Below are 21,333 nucleotides of genomic sequence, written 5' to 3'. Positions count from 1 at the left end.
TCTTCTATTTACTCTGCATTCATTTCTTCCATCAGTTTCTTACCGTGCGCAGCCAGCATATGATCAGGCTGTGCTTCCAATGCTTTATCAAAATAGGCAATCGCCGCTTGCGCATCTTCACGATACCCGGCAAACGCTACGCCTAAATTATAATAGGCGTCGGCATGGCCCGGATCCTGTTCCACCACTAAATTCAGTTGATTGATCAATTCATCATACAATTCCGCATTAGCCAGACACAGCGCATATTGGAATCGCGCATCCACATCCTCAGGGCTCAACTCCACGGTTCTCTGTAAATAAGGCATCGCCAATTTCGGTTGATCCAACGCCATCAATGTCAATCCAAGCATAAAGTAAGCATCGCTGTTCTCCAGTCCCAAACGGATCGCTTTTTCAAACATATCCTTCGCTTCGACTAGTTTTGCATCGGACTCATAGTATAGGTTCCCTAATGAATAGTAAGCCGCTGCTGCATTTTCATCCAGCTCAATCGCCTTTTTGTAAAACTTTATGGCTTTATCCGTTTCACCCACGGCAGTCAGTACATTCCCAAAGTTTATGTAGGCAACAGGCTCATTCGGATTTTCCTCGATCGCCTCATTGAAGACTTTCGCCGCTTCTTCGTATTTCCCTTGTTGCATTAATTCAATTCCTTGTTGGTTCTTATCCATTTTCATTCACACTCCATTTTTATAATAAAAAGTATAGCATAAGCCAGTGGTCTAATTCAGTCCGAACCCGCAATCAAAAAGAAGTCCCCAACCGCAAACACAGCTGGGGACATGCTCATTTTACCCTACGTAAGTCAGTTTTTCACCTTTTTTAAATACTTCATCAATCGTACCGCCACCAAGGCATACTTCACCATCATAGAATACGACAGCTTGTCCTGGTGTGATCGCGCGGACTGCCTCGTCAAAAATGACCTCGACATCACCATTTTCCAAGACCTTCACTTTTACGCCGCTATCTTCTTGACGGTACCTGAACTTTGCCGTGCATGCAAATTCCCCTGCAGGTATATGTTCCGCTACCCAGCTGACATTCACTGCAAGAAGGGAATTGGAATACAGCACATCATTATCAAAGCCTTGACACACATATAAAACATTACGCTTCAAGTCTTTTCCCGCAACAAACCAAGGTTCGCCGCTGCCGCCTATCCCTAGACCGTGGCGCTGACCGATCGTGTAATACATCAATCCATCATGCTTGCCCATCACTTTGCCATCCATCGTGACCATATCACCGGGCTGAGCTGGAAGGTAATTACTTAAAAACTCTTTGAAATTCCGTTCACCGATAAAACAGATGCCTGTTGAATCTTTTTTCGTTGCCGTTGCAAGACCCGCTTCTTTCGCAATTTCACGGACTTCCTTCTTATCAATGTGCCCAAGTGGAAACATGACTTTTTCCAATTGCTCTTGAGTTAGCTGATTCAAGAAGTACGTTTGATCTTTATTGTTATCGACACCGCGAAGCATTTTGTATTCGCCATCCCGGTATTCAACCTGTGCGTAATGGCCAGTGGCCACATAATCCGCACCAAGACTTACCGCATGTTCAAGAAATGCCTTGAACTTGATTTCCTTATTGCACATGACATCCGGATTCGGAGTGCGGCCCGCTTTATACTCATCCAAGAAATATGTGAACACCTTATCCCAATATTGCTTTTCAAAATTGACCGCATAGTAAGGGATTCCGATTTGATTACAAACCGCTATTACATCATTGTAATCTTCCGTTGCTGTACAGACCCCGTTTTCATCTGTATCGTCCCAGTTCTTCATGAAAATCCCGACCACATCATAGCCTTGATTCTTCAACAGCAGGGCTGACACAGAGGAATCAACGCCTCCTGACATCCCCACGACGACGCGGGTATCCTGTGGTGCTTTATTCATCCTGTCACCTCATTTATTTAAAGCAAGAATTATTTTCTCACTAATCTTTTAACAATTTTCACGGTTATTTCAGCCGCTTGCCTGACTTCCTGTTCCGTGTTGTTCAAACCGAAGCTGAAACGAATCGAATTCTTCGTCCGCTCCGAATCTTGTCCAAACATCGCAACAAGCACATGCGAAGGATCAATTGACCCTGCCGTACAAGCGGATCCGCTTGATACCGCAACACCTGCCAAGTCCATATTAACGAGCATCGATTCCACATTCGTACCCGGAAAACTAACATTCAGCACATGTGGCAGCGACTGTTCCATAGATCCGTTAATTTCATATTGTACATCCGTCTCATCAAAGACGGCAAGCAATACGTCTTTAAATCGCTTGTATTGCTCCGTTTTCTTTTCCATCATGCTTTGTGCTATGAAAACAGCTTCTGAAAAACCAGCAATTGCCGGCACACTCTCCGTGCCCGCACGGCGTTTGCGTTCTTGTTCCCCGCCATATAAATGTGGATTCAGCTTCAAGCCTTCACGCATATATAGGAAGCCGATACCTTTGGGACCATTGATTTTATGTGCTGAAACACTCAGCAAATCTACACCAAGCCCACGAACGTCGATAGAGATCAAACCATATGCCTGAACCGCATCCGTATGGAAAATGGCTTGATGACCTTTAAGGAGTTGTCCAATTTCAGCAATCGGCTGAATTGTCCCCACCTCGTTATTGCCATACATGACCGAAACCAAAATCGTATCGTCCCTCAATGCCGCCCTTAAATCGTCAATTGAAATAAGCCCCGCTTCATTCACAGGTAAATATGTGACTTCAAAGCCAGACTTCTCAAGGAATTGACATGTATGCAAAACAGCATGATGCTCAATCTCCGTCGTAATGATGTGCTTGCCTTTTTCTTTATTCGCATTCGCAACGCCGAGGATCGCCATATTATCCGCCTCTGTTCCACCGCTCGTGAAAATGATTTCATTCCTTCCGGCACCGATACTTGTTGCAATGCTCGAACGCGCCTCATCTAAAACATGGCGCGCCTCCCGCCCGAATGCATGAATGCTCGACGGATTACCAAAGTCATGGCTCATGACTGTCATCATTCTATCGATCACATTCGGATGCATAGGAGAAGTCGCAGCATGATCTAAATATATTCTTTCCACTTTATTGTCGCCTCCATTAAAAAACGCAAGCGCCTATATAATAGGCGCATTGCTAATCACTTAAATATAGTACATATAAGAATCGATTTCACCCGTATCCTTGTAGCTCGCCAAATCCATCAGAGTCGTATTATCCAATACATCCTTCACCGCATCGCGAATCCGGATCCAAAGCTGGCGCTTAACCGGCTCTTCATCCTCAATCCCTTCCACAGGAGTGATTGGCCCTTCCAATACACGGATGACATCACCCGAAGTGATCTCCTGAGGATCCTTAGACAAGACATACCCGCCATACGCACCGCGGACGCTCTTCACCAACCCCGCATTACGAAGCGGCGCAATCAACTGCTCCAAATAATGCTCGGACAGATTATGCGTCTGGGCAATCGATTTCAAACTTTTCGGGCCTTCTCCATAATGTTTAGCAAGCTCGATCATAATCGTTAAACCATAACGGCCTTTAGTAGATATCTTCATACATATACACCTCAAATTATTTATCCGTTTCTAAATTCTTTTGAAATTATAGCATATTCCCGCCAGAAATGCATTCACCCACCCTTCATTTGTCAAATTATCCTAATTGGAGAGATAGGATAAATGAAATCACTAGTGTTATGGCAGACGAATTATCTGCCCTCTAGGCTGGATTTTCACTTGGACGGCCGAATTATCCGCTCTCTAGGACGAATTCTTCCTTGAACGGACGGATTAAACGTAAGTTCCATTCTTTGATTCATTTATTTTCACCAAATTACAGGAAACCTATTTATTAAAGGAGAATACTTTACTTAAATCCATAAAGGAGTGATTACCATGATCATTAAAGATTGCATGATGCCTTTAAAAATTGACATGCTAGAAGCTCTCATTAGGCGTTTACCTCCTGGACATGCAAGGAAACCGGTAATAAAGGAAGATATCAAAAAAATCAGGGCAGGATTCAACGGTGAATACAGAGTCTTCCATTCTCTTAAAGCCCTTCCTGAAAAAGAGTATCTACTCTTTCATGACCTCCGTCTAAGCGGATCACCTTTTCCCTTTCAAATGGACATCCTCATTCTCACACCCTCCTTCCTTTTAATTCTTGAAATCAAAAACATGGCTGGTGAAATTTTTATCGACAACGCATTCAATCAACTGATCCGTACAAATCCAGATGGAAAAACCGAAGCCTTTGACGATCCGATATTGCAAGTGAACCGGCAGCGAAAGCATCTGTTAGACTGGTTAAAAACAAAAAAAATGAACAACCTTCCAGTTGAAACACTAGTTGTCAGTGCCAATTCTTCAACTATCATTCGGGCAGCGAATAGGGATATTAATAGAAAAATAATACGTAAGGACCGGATTCTCCTTAACATTGCGGAATTAAATAACAAGTATACGGAAGTGCTCCTATCAACAAAAGCTATGAAATGTTTATCGAAAGTATTGCTCGATGGACATACCCCTTATATTCCTAAACCTTTAGAGACTTATGGAATACCTACTGCTGCCCTTCAAACCGGTGTTTTCTGCCAAAAGTGTCATGCATATTCCATGGAGCGGCAAAGAAAGTGGATTTGCCGTACATGTTTGGATACTTCCCATGATGCTCATATATCGGCACTTTTAGATTATGTATATCTCGTTAAACCTTCCATTACCAACAGCGAATTTCGAAACTTCCTCCAACTCCAATCCCCTTCAAGCGCAAAAAAATTATTAACTTCAATGAAACTGGAACATTCCGGCCATACAAAAGGCAGAGTCTATCTACTAAGTTCACTCATAGAAAGCTAGGACGAATTATCAGGCTTGTAGGTCGATTTATTTCTGCGTAGGACGATTTATCGTGCTTGTAGGTCGGATTTTTCCTGCGTTGGACGATTTATCGTGCTTGTAGGTCGGATTTTTCCTGCGTAGGTCGATTTATTGTGCTTGATGGTCGAATTATTTCTGCGTAGGACGATTTATCGTGCTTGAAGGTTGGATTTTTCCTGCGTTGGACGATTTATTGTGCTTGAAGGTCGGATTTTTCCTGCGTTGGACGATTTATCGTGCTTGTAGGTCGGATTTTTCCTGCGTTGGACGAATTATCAGGCTTGTAGGTCGATTTATTTCTGCGTAGGACGATTTATTGTGCTTGATGGTCGGATTAAATACGAATTCACCGTCATTCACAGCATAATCAGCGCATTTCCCCCACAACTTGTGATACCTTATATAAAAAGGAGAGGTGCGCAATGAATATTAAACCGCTTGCTTTCCGGATGCGGCCTCGATCGATTGATGAGATCATCGGGCAGGAGCATCTGGTCGGTGAAGGTAAAATTATCGCGAGGATGGTTAAAGCCAAGCAGCTGTCCTCCATGATTCTGTATGGTCCGCCTGGAATTGGCAAGACATCGATTGCAAGTGCGATTGCCGGAAGCACGAAGTTTGCTTTCCGGACGCTGAATGCGGTGACCAATAATAAAAAAGATATGGAAATCGTCGCAGCCGAGGCGAAAATGTCTGGTAAAGTGATTCTGCTGCTCGATGAGGTTCATCGTCTCGATAAAGCGAAACAGGATTTCCTATTGCCTTATCTCGAAAACGGAATGATTACCTTGATCGGTGCAACGACAAGCAACCCTTATCATGCAATCAATCCGGCAATCCGAAGCAGGTGCCAGATATTCGAGCTCAAATCATTGGAAACCAATGATATAATCAAAGCCCTGGAACGGGCGCTTCTTGATGATGAGCGAGGACTTGGTGCATATAAAACGGATGTCAGCTTTGATGCCCTTACCCATTTCGCGACTGCTTCGAACGGAGATGTCCGCAGTGCCCTTAACGCTCTGGAGCTCGCCGTCATTTCGACCGAACCTGATGAATACGAAACGATCAACATCGATCTGCAAATTGCCGAGGAATGCATGCAGAAAAAAAGCTTTTCACATGACAAGGACGGTGATGCTCATTATGACGTCCTGTCGGCATTTCAAAAATCAATTCGCGGAAGTGATGTGAATGCAGCCCTTCATTACTTGGGTCGCTTGGTCGAAGCGGGCGATCTTGTCAGCATCGCACGACGCTTGGTCGTCATCGCCTACGAAGATATCGGTCTTGCCAATCCGCAGGCCGGTCCCAGGGCACTCGCTGCAGTCGAAGCCGCTGAACGACTCGGTTTTCCTGAAGCCCGGATTCCACTTGCCAACTCAGTGGTCGAATTATGCCTATCACCTAAATCGAATACAGCCATTGCCGCAATTGATGCAGCCCTTGCTGACATTCGCAGTGGCCATAGTGGAGACGTACCGGACCATCTTAAAGATGCCCATTACAAAGGGGCCACGGATCTCGGACGCGGTATCGGCTACCTATATCCGCATGACTACGAAAATGGCTGGGTAAAGCAGCAATACTTACCGAACAAACTTCGCAGCAAAAAATATTACAAACCAAAAAAGAGCGGGAAATTTGAACAAGCCCTTGCCTTGGTCTACGAAAATATCGAGAAAAAGAAATAACTCCGGATCGCTTCAGACCCGGAGTTTTATTATTGTGGGAAATGAAAGCTTTTTACATGTCTCATATTGACAAAAATCTCCTCCCCATGAGCATCCACCATCTCAATGATGCCGTTTTTCACCTTACTGATCATCCCAATATTCTTCGGATGCATCCCTAAGTCCAGCACCACCAGTTTATTAGCTAACTTTTTCACCTGTTCCTCCAAGGTCCTTGCCCAGCTTATAGTAGAGACCTGTGCAAGTTGCTCTGCTTTGTTCAAACCGTAAGGCCCTTTTACATCATCACAAACTGAAAGCCACTTCAAATGATCCATCGAGACGAACATCGTTTTAAATACAGGCGAATAAAAGACAAAATAGTTATTCATGATGCCAACGATATAGCCATGAACCGAATCTTTTTTAGTGAGCATGATTTCTACAAACATCCCCTTCGCGTTCATCAACAATTTTCGGAACGATGTCTCGTCGATTTCCGGCACTTCCCCCGAACCAATCTCCTCATCGATCATGGGAAAAGAAAAATTTTTAATGTGCTTAAAAGGAATGTAGCGGTACACTTTTCCCGTGTACAAGACTATGAGGTCCGAGTTAGCTTCAATTAATATCCCCGCTTCATGTATATTTTCAGTTAGTTCCAGTTCCATATACTGGTCAATATGATTTGATAACAAGTGTTGTCCTCCTTTCTATTAAAATCAATCATATCCAAAAAGCAAATTATGTTTTGTCCCATTTTTAATACTGCAGCCTTACCTATCTTTTAATACGATTGTGTCGTTAGTTCCAATAGTAAAAAGCTCTGATATAGAATGAAAGTATTGAAATCAAGAAGTATATCAGTCTACAACTGCATGTCCATTCTCCATAGGAAGGCACAACAACTCTTTTTGGTTGCTGTACCTGTAGGTATTACTTTTAACGTATGTTTTGAGATGATGCTTTGATTAGGTTCTCAATCCATATTTGCTTGAATGCATTTGAACGATTACGTCTGCCTCGGCCTAAACCATTTGATGCAGAGCGTTCAAATGAAGAACTACTTTCGTCTGATGAGCTGCTTTCGTCTGATGAACTGCTTTCGTCTGATGAACTGCTTTCGTCTGATGAGCTGCTTTCGACTGATGAGCTGCTTTCGACTGATGAGCTGCTTTCGACTGATGAGCTGCTTTCTTGTGTTGACCCGTTTGACGCGCTTCCATTTGCAGAACCTTCAGCTTTAGCGTTTTCTCCGCTCTCTTCTTTTTCTTCTTTCTCTTCCTCTCTCTTCACAGTTAAACCTACGAATTGGACATGGTCAGTTGGCACATAAAATAATTCTTCATGATGCACGACGATAAGGTACGTGTCAGCCACTTCCATCAGAATGCCCTCAACTTTCTCAGGTCCTCCAGCACTAATGGATACCCAGTTGTGGACTAACCGAGTTAATAGGCCATTAATTGTATCTGTACCGTTATATACAAATTCAGGCAAGAACTCAGTGAACGATTGTTCCACCAATGTTACACTTTTAATATGGGAAATCGGGTATAAAACAAGACCTTCTTTCTCCGTGGATAACACTAAAAATTCATCTTTCACATCAATAACCCGGCCAATTTTTGATGCCGGACCGCCGCCATTCACTTGAATGCAGCTAGTTTGAAGTGATTTTAGCACTGCTAAAAAAGTTGCTGGATATACAAGTTCTTCGTCGTTGATCGGCAAAAAATCAACCTGAGCTTTCTTCGCATTCGCGACAACGATTTTCAAATGCTCGATGGCGAAATACACGATTTGATTTTGTTCTTGATTTTGTTCTTGATTTTGTTCTTGATTTTTTTCTTGATTTTGTTCTGTTTGAAGAACGATAAAATCGCTTAACACTGCTAAAAGCTTGCCTTCTCTAGATTCAGGCCCGCCTTTAAACACCTTCACAAATTTCCCTGTTAAAGCTTCAAGGTACGATAAACCAACAGTTTCTTCCATTTTTCCTTTAGCCTCCAATAGTTATTTATACTTTAGTGATATCCGTACTGCATATATATGCGCCTTATTTCTAATACGGACTCTGCTAATCACCCATTTTGTAGTAAATCGTCGTAAGCCTAGAAAACTCATATGGAGAATCACTTTTTCCAGTCTATTCAAATTGTTAAAAAAGGCCCTGCTATTTGATAAAAAAACTCCGGAATTTTTTCCGGAGTTACGATCATCATTTTGAAATGGCATTCAGGCACTCGTTTTAACCGAATTTTGTCACTGTCACATTCAGCTTGCCTGACTTTTTTCCCTTCATTTTCCCCTTGGCGGTTGATTTGGCCAAAACGTTCCCTTTGGCAGACCGACTCGCACTTTCTCAAAGCTTAATATGGCATAGTGGCTGCCCATAAAGAAATGTATCATTGAGACCTTTGGCATTTCGCTTGATTGATAACGTCACTTGCTTCAGTTAAAAGTAAAATGATAGAATTTCTTACCTTTATTATTGGAAAATGACCTATGTACAAAGATAAAAAAGCCCAACCACTCCGTATACCTCGCAGCTAAAAAGGAATTTAAATATTTTCCATCTAATCAACCAATAACCAAATAAGAAAGGATTTCTCAACCAACCACTCCTTTTGCACTAATCCTTTTAACGATTTCAACCTTCAACGCCTTCACAAGTGTTCTAGTTACACAGAACATAATTACACCAAAAAATGTAAAAGGTATTATAAAATAACAAAATATACTATTCTTTTAAAGGAAAATTAAATATAATAGATTAAGTGGTAACAAAAACAGGAAGGAAGTATTATATGAGACATGAAAAAAAGAAGAAAAAGAAACGGACATGGCTGAAAGTAGTCGGGATAATTGTCCTACTTTTTATACTAGCAGGGGGAGCCTTTGCCTACTCCGTATGGAATTCTCTAACTAAAACCGTTGAAACGATGCATACACCAATAGACCGCAACTCGGATAAACGAACGAAAGACCTAGCCCTATCAGATCAAGAACCCTTCTCGATGCTCATGCTCGGTGTCGATGAACGTGATGGCGACAAAGGACGTTCAGATACAATGATCGTCCTGACTGTCAATCCTCAAAAGAAGTCTGTCAAAATGCTAAGCATTCCACGTGATACACGGACCGAGATTGTCGGTCATGGTACACAGGATAAAATCAATCACGCCTTTGCATTTGGCGGCGCGAAAATGTCCATGGATACCGTTGAAAACTTCCTCGATATCCCAATCGACTATTACATGAAGATCAATATGGAAGGCTTTAAGGATATCGTAGACGCAGTCGGCGGCGTGACTGTGCAAAACGATTTGGACTTCACATATGAAGGCGTCCATTTTGCGAAGGGAAGCATTAATCTAAATGGTGAAGATGCACTTAAATATTCTCGTATGAGATATGATGATCCAAATGGTGACTATGGCCGTCAATCCAGACAACGCTCCATCATCGAGGCTGTCATTAAAGAGGGCGCAAGCGTTTCATCTTTGACAAAATATGATGATGTATTCGATGCACTAAGTAAAAATATCCAGACGAATTTGACGTTTGATGACATGATGGACATTCAAAAGAACTATCGTGACGCAAGCAAAAGCATTACTCAAGCAACTATTCCAGGCAATGGAACGAAAATCGACGGTATCTACTATAATATAGTTCCGGATGATGAAAAAGAAAAGGTTCAAGACGAATTAAAAGAACAATTAGACATCAAATAGAAAAAAATGAAAAGCTGTCCGGACCCGCATCCTGACAGCTTTTTCAATTTCCCTGTCCAATATTCTGACAAAAAACGAACACCATTTGTAGAGATTTGTTGGAATTTTTGTTGTTTATTAGGCATAAAAAGACGGTATAATCTAGTATGAGCTCAAAATTCTATCTTCCCCTTGCCCCTATCACCAAATGACACTTTTATTCTTTGGACCCGGAATTCCATCATCTATCATTCAACAACTATTAATAAATAATCCTAAACAAAAGGAGTGGATTTGTATGAAAATCAAAGCAGGCAGCTGGGCTATGCTAAGCAAACAGGACAAAATGTTTATTCTGAAGGCCATCAGTGATCGCTCTAGAATGAAATATGTTTCATGATGAGTAGATATTTCCGGCAATACATGAGAGCATCGCCTCTCCCTTTTCAATAAAACGAACTTGAGCCTGAAAAAGGAGAGGAATCTATTTTAAACTGATATCCCATAACAAACAGCATTCGCCTTTTTCTTTAACGACATAGCAATTTTGTTAAATATAAACACCCCAATGCGAGAATTGAAGACCTGTGTAACTGGAATTTCATAGGCCGTTTTATGCTGCCTTCCAACCTTATTCAGAATCCAGTTCTTCACTTTCTTAAGTATTGGCCTAATCACTCATACTGAAAGGCCTGCACATCCATATTTTAAAAATACAATGCACCGATGTTGCACATAGGTTAAATCGCAGCTTTGAAACGCTTTTTCAACTGCTCGCGACCCATAAAAAATGATATAAGCTCCTGCACCAGAGAATAATAGTCTTACTTTTTTCTCCTCCCCCTCAAAGGGTATCATTCATAAACAACAAAAAAGAAGCATGTTGTTAGACATGCTCCTTCATTAAATGTATTAGAAAAAAGTTCTTCAGAACCGATGACGCTTTCTCCATAGATAAATGAAAAGAAAACAGAAGATTCCAAGCAAACCGCCAAACGTGTCCAGGATGACATCCTGCCATAAAGGGGTACGGCCACCCGTCAGTTTTTGATGCAATTCATCCGCACTTGCATAAAAAAGGACACAGATAAGAGCCCCTGAAAACGAAAGAATACGATTTTTGACAAAACTTCGCCAAACACCCAACGTCAAAAAACCAAACACAAAAAAGATAAAAAGATGGGCACCCTTCCGAATGAAAAACTCCACAAAACCACTCACCCCAGCCGTCTGGGCACTCACTTCAACCCCTCCATACATAAATGATATGCCACTTAACTTATCATACCAATACGGCGTATTGAACTGTGCCAAAAAATGGGTAACACTTTGCTCCTCATACGTCTGCGAGGAAAAAAAGAAGATGAGCATTGCCCATAAAACGAGCAAAATGGGGTATATCCACTTACTTTTCATATGTTAATTGACCCTTCCCTAATACCGCTTAATTTCTTTTTAAGTTGTTCCACTAGTAATTTACAGTAACACTCTGCTCAATTCAACTAATGCAATGAATCTAAAAATATATCCAATAATCAATCAAATATTTAACTCCAATTTTTTTATCATATGTATTTGAATGTGAAAATAGTAAATAAAAGTAAATCATTTTAAAAAATTTCTTTTCTCCTATTATCAACCAATTATTTTCTTTTCAAAAACACAAAACATATATAAGATCTTTATTGTTTGGATCTTCTTATATTACATATTACTTTAAGCTTACAAATTAAATTAATACTTTTTACGAATAACTATCTATATATCCAGCTTAGCCCAATAAAAATAAATTTCGAAGAAAGTACTTCTTAATTATTTATAAATCAAATATCTTGGACTTGCAGTTATTTCAAGTATGGTATCGTTTTCTAAATTATATCTACCAAGATTGTCTCCATACATAGAAATTATACTTCCATTCTCTGGTTCAGGTAGTTTTATTAAATGGTCCCCTTCAATAGTCCAATATACGATTAAAATATCACCCAGCTTATTTTTAAACTCAAATACAAAATCGCTTGGATTTCCAACATCAATTCTTTTTGAAAGGCTATAGTTTGATAAAGTTTTAGTCATTACTTTTAATGCAATGTAAGACTCTTTAGATTTGGAAACATCATTTTGTCTGATACCAAAATTATGTTCTCTTTCTTTAGAATCTATTCCATCATTTTTCCAATCATACCAAATAGTAATAGGTATATTACTCCATTCATTTACTAAAAACATTCTAATAAGATATTGAGCTTGTTGCTTTTCTGAAATGTTTAAATTATTCCATTCTCTAGCTGTTGAATATCCCCATTCACCAGATATTATTGGGAAATTTTTTTTATTATACTTATTTAGTAAATCTCTTAACTTTTGGTAGTCTTCAATAACTGTTTCAGGTGAAGATGTGCGATAAGGATGAACAGATAAAGCGTCAATATTTTCCAGCAAACCTCTCTTTAATATTTCTTCGAGCCATATTAAAGAATCGTTATTTAAACCTGCTAAGGCTGGAGCTACAACAATCCCAGTAGGATCATTTTTACGAATGACTTTTGATACATTTTTCACCAATTTTGAGTAATCCTCATAGTTAGGTCGTGTATCCCAATATTCGATAAGATTTGGTTCATTCCATATCTCCCAGACAATCCCATATCCACTATATCTTGAGGTAACATCATCTACGTAATCAACAAAAGCATTCTGTCCTTTTTCTGTAACAATTGAAAAATTCTTTTCATAAAGTTTATTACTATAATTAAGAATATAATACGGCTTTATTCCAGATTCAATTAAATCCTCAGTTAATTGATCATATCCAGAGTAATCATAGAATCCACGTTTCTTTTCAATTTCTGACCAAAATAAGTCAGTACGAGCAATATTTATTCCTGCATTTTTCATCAATACCGTATCTGGTGAAGTTCCATTAAAATGAAAGGAAACTCCAAATCCATTAGGTAACGGGAGTTGTTTACTCAAGTCTTTATTCAATTCTGAACTCTTATCTTTAATTAGAGGTTTATCGCCACCTAAGTTAAAATAAGCTAGTGTTAAACAAATTAAAATTGTTATAATTAAGAATCCTATAAGTTTTTTTAACTTAATTTGGTTCACAAACGACCTCCTTGTTTATTATTCATATAAAAAAAATCATACCAAAAACCTAAAGTAACATTAAAATTAAGGCGTTATTTACAGATTAAAATTTACATTGTAAGGTAAAACGCCATAATGCCCTAATATTATTTTCCCTAATATATAAGTAACAAAGATAACTACTATTAATACATCTATAATTACCCTATCTTTAATCTTAAATAATTGAACTATTGAGGGAAGTATTAGTAATAAGGAAATTTCGAAATAGCTTGAAATCCTATAAAATAATAGAAACTTTGTAGAAATAATTAAGCAAAAATAATACATAAAATATAAATTTATGAAAAATTTATTATTTTCATTAATCTTAATAAATCTCTTATATCCAATAATTATGATAATAAGAATTAATGTTGGTAATATCAAATTAAATAGTTTTACCCCACCATCCTCAAGTATTTCATCCATATACATTGAATATTTAATGGGTAAATAATTAAATGACCACAAAATTAATTCATCTATTATAGAACTATTTATAATTACAAATAAAGAAGTAATCAAAAAAGAAAAAACTAAAGGGTTAATAGTAATCCGACTGAGTAAAATTATAATTAATGCTACAAATACACTCCTGTGTACGAAAAAAGAAACAAATACTAACGATGTAAATTTAATATATTTTTTTTCTATAACTAGATATAAAGAGCTAAAAATAATAGAAATAGCTATTGCTTGTCTTAATGTATTGAAGGTAGAAAAATAAATTCCTGTTGTAATATAAAAGAACAATGCTGATACACTATCCAGTTTAAGTTTAACAAACCCTTTAATAAAATTATAATTAATAAAAACAGCCGTAGCCAACAAGAACATTTGGAAACTAAGACCCATCATTAAAAACGACTTATTTAAATAAAGATAACCAATCTCCACGAAAGTACTTGAATATTGTGTATTTAAAGAATTATTATATATAACTTCATACATACGAGTATCTGTTCCAACTTGATACCTAAAACCTTCTACAATAGTTATTATTAAAAATACTAAAAATAAAATTACGTTTTGAAATTTCAAAGAAATTGATCTCCTAATTAAATATAATATGGAGATCAAAGCAAATAAAAAAATGTATACTCCCAAAACCTTCACCTATCTCTTTTTATTTAACGAAATAATAAAAAATGATTTACATTTGTAAGACAGGAAGGTTTTTCCCTCCTATCCATTATCAGTTTAGACTCCTAAGTTAATGACTTAAAAGTACAGCTTTAAGTTTTTTCTTTTAGTGAAACTAAGAGTTGTTACAAAGTATAAATCATTTTAAAAGTATGTAGGAACACATTTTATGAGTGTTATACCATTTCTCTCTTACTCTTTCACCTCTCATTAACAATCCTTTAACTGATAAATTGTTAAATTCTATCAAAATATTCCCCTCTCACATTAAGTATAAGAAATATTTTGATTAGACTTTTTTTAGTAATTTAGTTTTAAATAAGAATATTATTTTGGTTAATATTATTTGTACATCTTTTCTATTTATTGACAATAAAATAATAAATAATAACGTTTGAATGATATATTCCATATTTAAATTAATATAAAGAATAGCTATTTGTATAAGAATAATAAAAATTGTAAAAATGAATCTTTTTTTATTAATATTTATATTCACAAACTCACGTGTATCAAAAACCCTCAATATCCACATTAGTAAAAAGCTTAACATAGTCGAAATAGCTGCACCGTTTATCCCCATGATTGGGACTAAAATTATATTTGCGATGATATTAAAAACAGCTCCAAAAATTGAAGTTTTAAAAACCCCTTTAGTATTTTTCATAGCAATGTAATTAGCCCCATAAAAGCTAGAAAAGCTAGAAAATACTACTCCCAAAAATAAGAATGGAACATAGCGCCAAACTTCAAAATAATCAGGGGATACAAATATTTTTAGAATTAATTTTAAAAATATAATTAATATTGAAGTAAGAATAAGTATCCCTATAGAAAATACGTTAAAAACATTTGAATAAAATTGGGATTTCTCTTTAGAACTTCCTTCTTCTATAGCAGCTACTTGCCAGGCTTGTATAAAGACAGAGTTTAAGATATTTAGAATGCTGGGCAATTTAGTAGCAACTGCATACATTCCATTAGCACCAATTCCCATCATATAACTAATAATATACCTATCAGAAGCTCCCATAACCCACCACATAATGGCGTTTGGTATTAAAGGAACACTGTAAAAAAGCATTTCCTTTATGATTTTTGTATTTAAAAAATTAGTTGACCAATAATTATGCATTCTCCCTAAAATAAAAAGCAGAAGGCAACTAATAATATAAGAAAAAATCAGAGATAATAAAAAGCCCTCAATATTCCAATCTAATATAACTATAAATATTATATTGCATATCAATACTACAAAAGCGCTAATAAGGCTACTCCCTGCAAAAAGTTTCACCTTTCCTATTGCTCGTGCAAATTGTAATAATGTGTTATTTATAGATTGAAAGAAAAGTAATATATACAAATAAACAATATATTGTTCAAAAGGAAAAACCAATACAAAGATTGGATACATTAGTAACGAAATTAAGAATCCAATTATCGTAATAGTTAAACCATGTGCAAGTATTAGCTTTCTATCATAATTATTGTCTAGTGAAAACCTTAGAACTGCATCAAATATGCTGAAGGTGAAAATTGGGATTAATAAAGAAAGAGTCGTAATTATTAAATCGACTGTACCATACTGGGCAGTAGATAAATGATAGGTATACAAGGGAACGAGTAAAATGTAAATTAATTTACTTCCTATATTTCCGATAGCAAAAATAACTGAACTCTTCGCTAATCTATTATAACTATCCATTTTATTTTTTTATCCCTTTATTCACTTCGTTTATAAGATTTTGGAAATAATTTTTACATTTAGTAAAGGGCAGCGAAGATAAATTCAAGTTACGATATTCTTCAATGATTTCAATTATTTCATCAGTGCTTTTGACTTCATTTATATCAATGAATTTTATGTATTTAATATCCTTTAGCCAATCGTTATAGCTTGAAATTATTTTGTGGTTGAAATTTTTAAATACTATGCAGGGTGTACCAGTTATAGCACAAAAAATCATACCATGTAGTCTATCTGTTAAAACAACTTCAGATTCTTTCATTTTTCCCCATATATTATTAAGTTCTATTTCTCTCGTGCTATCATTTACATTTTTATTTATCACAGTATCACTAACGGTAACTTTCTTATATTTAGTTTTAATTTCGTTTATTATTTTTGTTTTGAGATCACTAGATATATTTTGTTCCTCATCATTTCTAAAACATGTTAATATTCCTTCTCTTTTTGAATTAGATCTCTCATCTAAGGATAAAACTATGTCGGGAGTAAAAATGACTTTTTCTTTACCAAAAGACTCTTCCATCATCTTTAATGATATACTTTCACGAGCTGTAAGTACTAAGTGTTTATTCTTTTTATAAATCCCCTTCGACTTTTCAAGTTCCCTTTTACCCTTAGCATTTGGACTAAAGCTTATTGTCTGAGGAAAAGATATAACCTTGGTGTCTCTAAAATATTTAATAATAAATCTTCTTAAAAGTTCTTCAGGAAGGTACATATCTCCCATATTCCCTCCGCCATGAATAAAAATCACATCATCTTTCCCTAGAACTCGTTTTATATTTTTTGCCTTTTTTAATACATTAGAAAAACTTACTTCCAAGAATGCATAATCTTTAAAGTTTTCATTAATAAACTTCTTTTCAGCATAAGCAATTGCTTGATCACCTAAATTACCATGTAGGGGAGTTTGCATTAATATTATCTTTTTTTTATTTTTTAGATTACTAATATTTTTATCATTATTAATATTTAATATTATATATTTGATATACCCTAAAATAAACTTGATTGTATTATAGATATCCTTGGAACTTTTATACATGTTTTTTAATGTTTTTGTTTGCATTATCAAAACTCCTGCCTTATGACTTATAAATATTTAAAAAATATTACTAGATTTTTTTTACAGTGAATTCTATTTTCGATTTGAATTTTTTAGGATTACAATAAATAGGCAATAAATAGTTGAGAAAAGATTTTTACCCATTTTATCAATTAAACTAATATACCCTTTGCCGAATCTATCAATAAAAAAATGTGAATTTTTTTCTAAAAGTACAGATTTTTTCCATCCTGGAAATTTACCGTTAATAAGTAACCTTGTATTTTTCATTTTCTTATAAAAACCCCAAATATTAAATCTATATAGCTTCAATTGACGGTACATGTTAGACCACATTAACAATTTAATATACTGATATGATAGGCCTTCTTCTATGACTTTATCCTTACCTACCACGTCCTTATAATAATTATAGGTATCTTCTAAAACATCATAAATATCATTAATTTTGGGACTTATTGTTGTTAATAACGAATTCTGTCGTCCTTTTCTATAGATATATAATGGGCTTTCTAAATACGTATATACTTTTACTTCCGAAAGAATTTTATAAATGGTACCGACATCTTCATACACTTTGCCCTTAGGAAATTTAAAATTCCGAAAAAAACTTGTTTTATATACTTTATTCCAAGCACTAGGTTGAACAGTCCAAAGAAACTGCGAGTTTTCCATGCCTTTAACTACCTTTTTTTCTTTATCTTCAAAATAATCATACCAATCAAAAATAATTAAATCAGGTTTACTCTTTAAGGTACGAAAAATATCAGAAAAAAAGTTTTCTGATACTTTATCATCACTATCAATAAATGCCACATATTCATATTTTGCATATTGAAGTCCAAAATTCCTTGCGTCACCTAAGCCTCCATTATTTTTTTCAACGTATATAAAATTATAAATATCGCTATATTTTTTAGCTATTTCTCCTGAATGATCTTTGGTACCATCGTTAACTAATATAATATCTACTTTATTTTCACTAATATTTACCTTCCTCATACTATTAACTATTGAATCTAAACAATCAGAAAGGTATGCCTCTACATTATAAATTGGTATTATTACGCTCAAATTAACCACATTACACCCCAAATATACTACTTAAGATTTATTTAAACATTTAATATTTCTAATTTTTCACCTAAAATAGAAGAATATACATTTAAAATTTCGACATTCATATTCTCGTATGTGAAATTTTGGATATAATGTTTATATCCATTCTCTCCTAACGTTTCTAAGGTCTTTTTATCCAAAGATTCTAAAATAAAATAAAGTGTACTTATATTATTAATATCAAAAATAAACCCATTGGTACCATCTTTTATTAACTCAGGCAGCGCTCCTCGATTACTTGCTATGACAGCTTTTTTATTTTTCATCGCTTCAATAGCCACTAACCCAAATCCTTCCCATCTTGAAGGAATAATTACTGCATCAATGCTTTGATAATAGTTATCGATTTCCTCTTTTTTTACCCACCCAATTTTTGTAACATTTTCTGGTAAATCAAATAGTGTATCATCTTTGCTTAGTACTGAATCACCAATAAGATATAGATGGATATTTTTCAGTTGTATATTTTTAATTGCATTTAGCAAAATATCTATACCCTTTTGTCTATCAAACCTACCTACAAATAATATATTTATTTTAGATTTATCAAAATCTTGTTTATTAAGAGGATAATTTTTTTTGTCACTTATTTTTTTTGAACCATTATAAATAAGTTTAGATTTTGATTTAGGTAATCCAACTTTTATAGACTCTATTTGCTCGTATTTTGAAATATTTATTATCTTTGTTGTAACTTTAGCTAAAATTTTTTCAATTTTTATATATAGTTTTTTGGCAAATGAGGATGTTTCCATTAAGAAACTCCATCCATGTGGGCAATATATTATTTTAATATCTTTTTTCGGCGAAAAAATAAATGGTAACCGAACAAACAATCCAGCAAATGTACTGTGAACATGTATAATATCAGGCTTTATTTTTTTTATTAAGATTAAAATATATATAGTTGCATAAATCATATATAAGGGATTTCTTTTGTATTTATAATAAAAAATATTTTCTTTTTTTATCGGATATTTTTTTTCTGATTTGTAATTACTTGCAACCAAATAAATTAAACTGTCCTTCATATTAGACTGATACTCAAGTATATCGTATAAATATGTATAAACGCCGCCTTTAATATATTCTCCAACGTGCATTATCTTAGTTGTCAAATTATCACAACCTAATCTTTATTTTCTAAATAAATTAGTAAGCGTCCTTAGATCCAAATAAAACCAAAAAAGTTTTAAATATTAATTTTGAATCAAAAAGTATAGATCTTTTACGAATATACACTAAGTCTAGTTCTACCATTTCTTTAAATCCAATATTACTCCTACCACTTACCTGCCATAATCCAGTACAACCTGGACTTACAAGTAAACGCTGTTTATCATTTTCAGTATATGTGTCTACTTCTCTTGGTAGGGGTGGTCTAGGTCCAACTAAACTCATATCACCCTTAAGAACGTTCCACAACTGCGGTAATTCATCTATACTTGTTTTCCGGATAAATCTCCCAATTTTAGTTACCCTTGGATCATTCTTCATTTTAAACATTGCCCCAGTTACTTCATTTAATGCAAGTAGCTCTTTTAACTGCTCTTCAGCATTTGAGACCATTGATCGAAATTTATACATATGAAATTCAGTTTCGTTTTTCCCTACTCGAACCTGCTTAAAAAAGACAGGTCCTTTTGGGTCTTCTATTTTTATCAAAATAGCTACAATCAAAAAAATGGGTAATAGAAAGATAAGTCCTAAAAGTGATCCAACAATGTCAATTAATCTTTTCATTCTTAAATAGCTCAAGTTAGCATTTACTTGATCTGCTGTTAACATGTGTTCAGATGAAGCGACTCTTTGCTCAGCGGCTACAGCTTTCAAATTGGCTCCTCCCCTACTCAATTTTATTCTTATATCTTTTGTTTTTCTAAGAGGTTCTCTATAAATCCTAAAATATCATCTTTAAGAATGTTATCTTTCAATGCAAACTCAATTGTTGTTTGAATAAATCCTAATTTCTCACCAACGTCAAATCGTTTTCCTTCAAAATCATAAGCAAAGACTCGTTGAATTTCGTTTAGTTTTTGAATGGCATCTGTCAGCTGAATTTCTCCGCCTGCTCCCAGTTCTTGTTTTTCCAAGAACATAAATATTTCAGGGGTGAAGATGTATCGGCCCATGATTGCCAAGTTGGATGGGGCGGTTCCTTTTGCTGGCTTCTCGACAAAGTTATTTACTTGGTAGCGTCGCCCGTTTTGGTTACTTGGATCGACAATTCCATAACGATGCGTTTCTTCTTGAGGAACAGTTTGTACACCAATGACAGAAGATAAGGTTTTATCATATTCATTCATTAACTGTTTTAAGCAAGGTGTTTCCGCTTGGACAATATCATCACCTAATAAAACGGCGAATGGTTCATTTCCTATGAATTTTCTTGCACACCAAACTGCGTGGCCTAAACCTTTTGGTTCTTTTTGTCTAATGTAATGAATGTCCACTTTGGAAGGAGCTTGGACTTTTTCCAGTAATTCGAATTTGTTTTTTTCCATTAAGTTATTTTCCAGTTCAAAAGCATTATCGAAATGATCCTCAATGGCACGCTTACCTTTTCCGGTAACGATAATAATATCTTCAATACCTGAAGCTACTGCTTCTTCGATAATGTATTGAATGGTTGGTTTATCCACGATAGGAAGCATTTCCTTGGGCATCGCTTTAGTAGCTGGCAGGAATCTTGTTCCTAGCCCGGCTGCTGGGATTATTGCTTTTTTTACCTTTTTCATTCTTTCTCCCCCTAAATTTATTCATGTCAATATAGTTATTACTATTAAGAATTAATCATGGCTGCCGATAATTATATATGTACCTTGATTTTGTTA

Annotated in this window: 18 protein-coding genes; 3 read left to right on the top strand and 15 right to left on the bottom strand. The window is 35.6% G+C overall.

What is annotated here, in order from left to right; genetic code table 11:
- Window positions 1-8: 8 nt before the first annotated feature.
- From ACQKMH_RS03935 to cymR, 4 genes are all read right to left on the bottom strand, one after another.
- Window positions 9-674: a tetratricopeptide repeat protein gene (locus tag ACQKMH_RS03935; RefSeq protein ID WP_427586176.1), complete on the bottom strand. Its 666-nt coding sequence runs from the start codon at window positions 672-674 to the stop codon at window positions 9-11.
- A gap of 120 nt (window positions 675-794) precedes the next feature.
- Window positions 795-1,910 (bottom strand): tRNA 2-thiouridine(34) synthase MnmA, encoded by a 1,116-nt coding sequence (gene mnmA / locus ACQKMH_RS03930; protein WP_427586175.1) that lies wholly within the window; start codon window positions 1,908-1,910, stop codon window positions 795-797.
- A gap of 29 nt (window positions 1,911-1,939) precedes the next feature.
- The gene (locus ACQKMH_RS03925; RefSeq protein WP_427586173.1) at window positions 1,940-3,085 is read right to left on the bottom strand and encodes a cysteine desulfurase family protein; all 1,146 of its coding nucleotides are present in this window, start codon (window positions 3,083-3,085) and stop codon (window positions 1,940-1,942) included.
- A 60-nt stretch (window positions 3,086-3,145) separates the two neighbouring features.
- A complete protein-coding gene (gene cymR, locus ACQKMH_RS03920; RefSeq protein WP_034308657.1) occupies window positions 3,146-3,565 on the bottom strand; it encodes a cysteine metabolism transcriptional regulator CymR in 420 nt (139 codons plus the stop codon).
- A gap of 339 nt (window positions 3,566-3,904) precedes the next feature.
- On the opposite strand from cymR, the gene ACQKMH_RS03915 reads away from it, so the two are divergent.
- On the top strand, window positions 3,905-4,873 hold the full coding sequence (locus ACQKMH_RS03915) for a nuclease-related domain-containing protein (RefSeq protein WP_427586172.1): 969 nt from the start codon (window positions 3,905-3,907) through the stop codon (window positions 4,871-4,873).
- Between the two features lie 443 nt (window positions 4,874-5,316).
- A complete protein-coding gene (locus ACQKMH_RS03910) occupies window positions 5,317-6,588 on the top strand; it encodes a replication-associated recombination protein A (RefSeq protein ID WP_427586171.1) in 1,272 nt (423 codons plus the stop codon).
- 29 nt (window positions 6,589-6,617) lie between these two features.
- On the opposite strand, the gene ACQKMH_RS03905 is transcribed toward ACQKMH_RS03910, so the two are convergent.
- A complete protein-coding gene (locus tag ACQKMH_RS03905) occupies window positions 6,618-7,265 on the bottom strand; it encodes a DUF2642 domain-containing protein (RefSeq protein WP_427586170.1) in 648 nt (215 codons plus the stop codon).
- Window positions 7,266-7,509: 244 nt separating this feature from the next.
- The gene (locus tag ACQKMH_RS03900) at window positions 7,510-8,562 is read right to left on the bottom strand and encodes a hypothetical protein (protein ID WP_427586169.1); all 1,053 of its coding nucleotides are present in this window, start codon (window positions 8,560-8,562) and stop codon (window positions 7,510-7,512) included.
- Window positions 8,563-9,377: 815 nt separating this feature from the next.
- Between ACQKMH_RS03900 and ACQKMH_RS03895 the strand changes: the two genes are divergently transcribed.
- Window positions 9,378-10,307, top strand: a complete 930-nt coding sequence (locus ACQKMH_RS03895) for a LytR family transcriptional regulator (protein WP_427586168.1) — start codon at window positions 9,378-9,380, stop codon at window positions 10,305-10,307.
- Window positions 10,308-11,213: 906 nt separating this feature from the next.
- On the opposite strand, the gene ACQKMH_RS03890 is transcribed toward ACQKMH_RS03895, so the two are convergent.
- The 9 genes from ACQKMH_RS03890 to galU all read right to left on the bottom strand — a co-directional run bounded on the left by ACQKMH_RS03890 (window position 11,214) and on the right by galU (window position 21,237).
- Window positions 11,214-11,702 (bottom strand): VanZ family protein, encoded by a 489-nt coding sequence (locus tag ACQKMH_RS03890; RefSeq protein ID WP_427586167.1) that lies wholly within the window; start codon window positions 11,700-11,702, stop codon window positions 11,214-11,216.
- 396 nt (window positions 11,703-12,098) lie between these two features.
- Window positions 12,099-13,397, bottom strand: a complete 1,299-nt coding sequence (locus ACQKMH_RS03885) for a cellulase family glycosylhydrolase (RefSeq protein ID WP_427586166.1) — start codon at window positions 13,395-13,397, stop codon at window positions 12,099-12,101.
- A 78-nt stretch (window positions 13,398-13,475) separates the two neighbouring features.
- A complete protein-coding gene (locus ACQKMH_RS03880) occupies window positions 13,476-14,462 on the bottom strand; it encodes an EpsG family protein (protein ID WP_427586165.1) in 987 nt (328 codons plus the stop codon).
- 391 nt (window positions 14,463-14,853) lie between these two features.
- Window positions 14,854-16,269, bottom strand: a complete 1,416-nt coding sequence (locus ACQKMH_RS03875) for a polysaccharide biosynthesis C-terminal domain-containing protein (protein WP_427586164.1) — start codon at window positions 16,267-16,269, stop codon at window positions 14,854-14,856.
- Between the two features lies 1 nt (window position 16,270).
- Window positions 16,271-17,383 carry a polysaccharide pyruvyl transferase family protein gene (locus ACQKMH_RS03870; protein WP_427586163.1) on the bottom strand — a complete coding sequence of 371 codons (1,113 nt, stop codon included), beginning with the start codon at window positions 17,381-17,383 and terminating at the stop codon, window positions 16,271-16,273.
- 69 nt (window positions 17,384-17,452) lie between these two features.
- Window positions 17,453-18,463 (bottom strand): glycosyltransferase family 2 protein, encoded by a 1,011-nt coding sequence (locus tag ACQKMH_RS03865; RefSeq protein ID WP_427586162.1) that lies wholly within the window; start codon window positions 18,461-18,463, stop codon window positions 17,453-17,455.
- Window positions 18,464-18,495: 32 nt separating this feature from the next.
- Window positions 18,496-19,617 carry a glycosyltransferase gene (locus ACQKMH_RS03860; RefSeq protein ID WP_427586161.1) on the bottom strand — a complete coding sequence of 374 codons (1,122 nt, stop codon included), beginning with the start codon at window positions 19,615-19,617 and terminating at the stop codon, window positions 18,496-18,498.
- A gap of 34 nt (window positions 19,618-19,651) precedes the next feature.
- Window positions 19,652-20,332, bottom strand: coding sequence for a sugar transferase (locus tag ACQKMH_RS03855; RefSeq protein ID WP_427586160.1), 681 nt, complete (start codon window positions 20,330-20,332; stop codon window positions 19,652-19,654).
- A 29-nt stretch (window positions 20,333-20,361) separates the two neighbouring features.
- Complete coding sequence (galU, locus tag ACQKMH_RS03850; protein WP_427586159.1) at window positions 20,362-21,237, bottom strand: UTP--glucose-1-phosphate uridylyltransferase GalU; 876 nt, start codon at window positions 21,235-21,237, stop codon at window positions 20,362-20,364.
- Window positions 21,238-21,333 lie beyond the last annotated feature (96 nt).

It is taken from the genome of Peribacillus sp. NPDC097895 (assembly GCF_050277555.1).
Classification (GTDB): domain Bacteria; phylum Bacillota; class Bacilli; order Bacillales; family DSM-1321; genus Peribacillus.
Note: the sequence above shows the minus strand (reverse complement) of the source record. Positions and strands in the feature narration are given on the sequence as shown.

Coding starts and splice junctions, on each gene's coding strand:
- ACQKMH_RS03935 (WP_427586176.1), bottom strand. CDS start 674: ATGGATAAGAACCAACAAGGAATTGAATTAATGCAACAAGGGAAATAC.
- mnmA (WP_427586175.1), bottom strand. CDS start 1,910: ATGAATAAAGCACCACAGGATACCCGCGTCGTCGTGGGGATGTCAGGA.
- cymR (WP_034308657.1), bottom strand. CDS start 3,565: ATGAAGATATCTACTAAAGGCCGTTATGGTTTAACGATTATGATCGAG.
- ACQKMH_RS03915 (WP_427586172.1), top strand. CDS start 3,905: ATGATCATTAAAGATTGCATGATGCCTTTAAAAATTGACATGCTAGAA.
- ACQKMH_RS03910 (WP_427586171.1), top strand. CDS start 5,317: ATGAATATTAAACCGCTTGCTTTCCGGATGCGGCCTCGATCGATTGAT.
- ACQKMH_RS03900 (WP_427586169.1), bottom strand. CDS start 8,562: ATGGAAGAAACTGTTGGTTTATCGTACCTTGAAGCTTTAACAGGGAAA.
- ACQKMH_RS03895 (WP_427586168.1), top strand. CDS start 9,378: ATGAGACATGAAAAAAAGAAGAAAAAGAAACGGACATGGCTGAAAGTA.
- ACQKMH_RS03890 (WP_427586167.1), bottom strand. CDS start 11,702: ATGAAAAGTAAGTGGATATACCCCATTTTGCTCGTTTTATGGGCAATG.
- ACQKMH_RS03875 (WP_427586164.1), bottom strand. CDS start 16,269: ATGGATAGTTATAATAGATTAGCGAAGAGTTCAGTTATTTTTGCTATC.
- ACQKMH_RS03870 (WP_427586163.1), bottom strand. CDS start 17,383: ATGCAAACAAAAACATTAAAAAACATGTATAAAAGTTCCAAGGATATC.
- galU (WP_427586159.1), bottom strand. CDS start 21,237: ATGAAAAAGGTAAAAAAAGCAATAATCCCAGCAGCCGGGCTAGGAACA.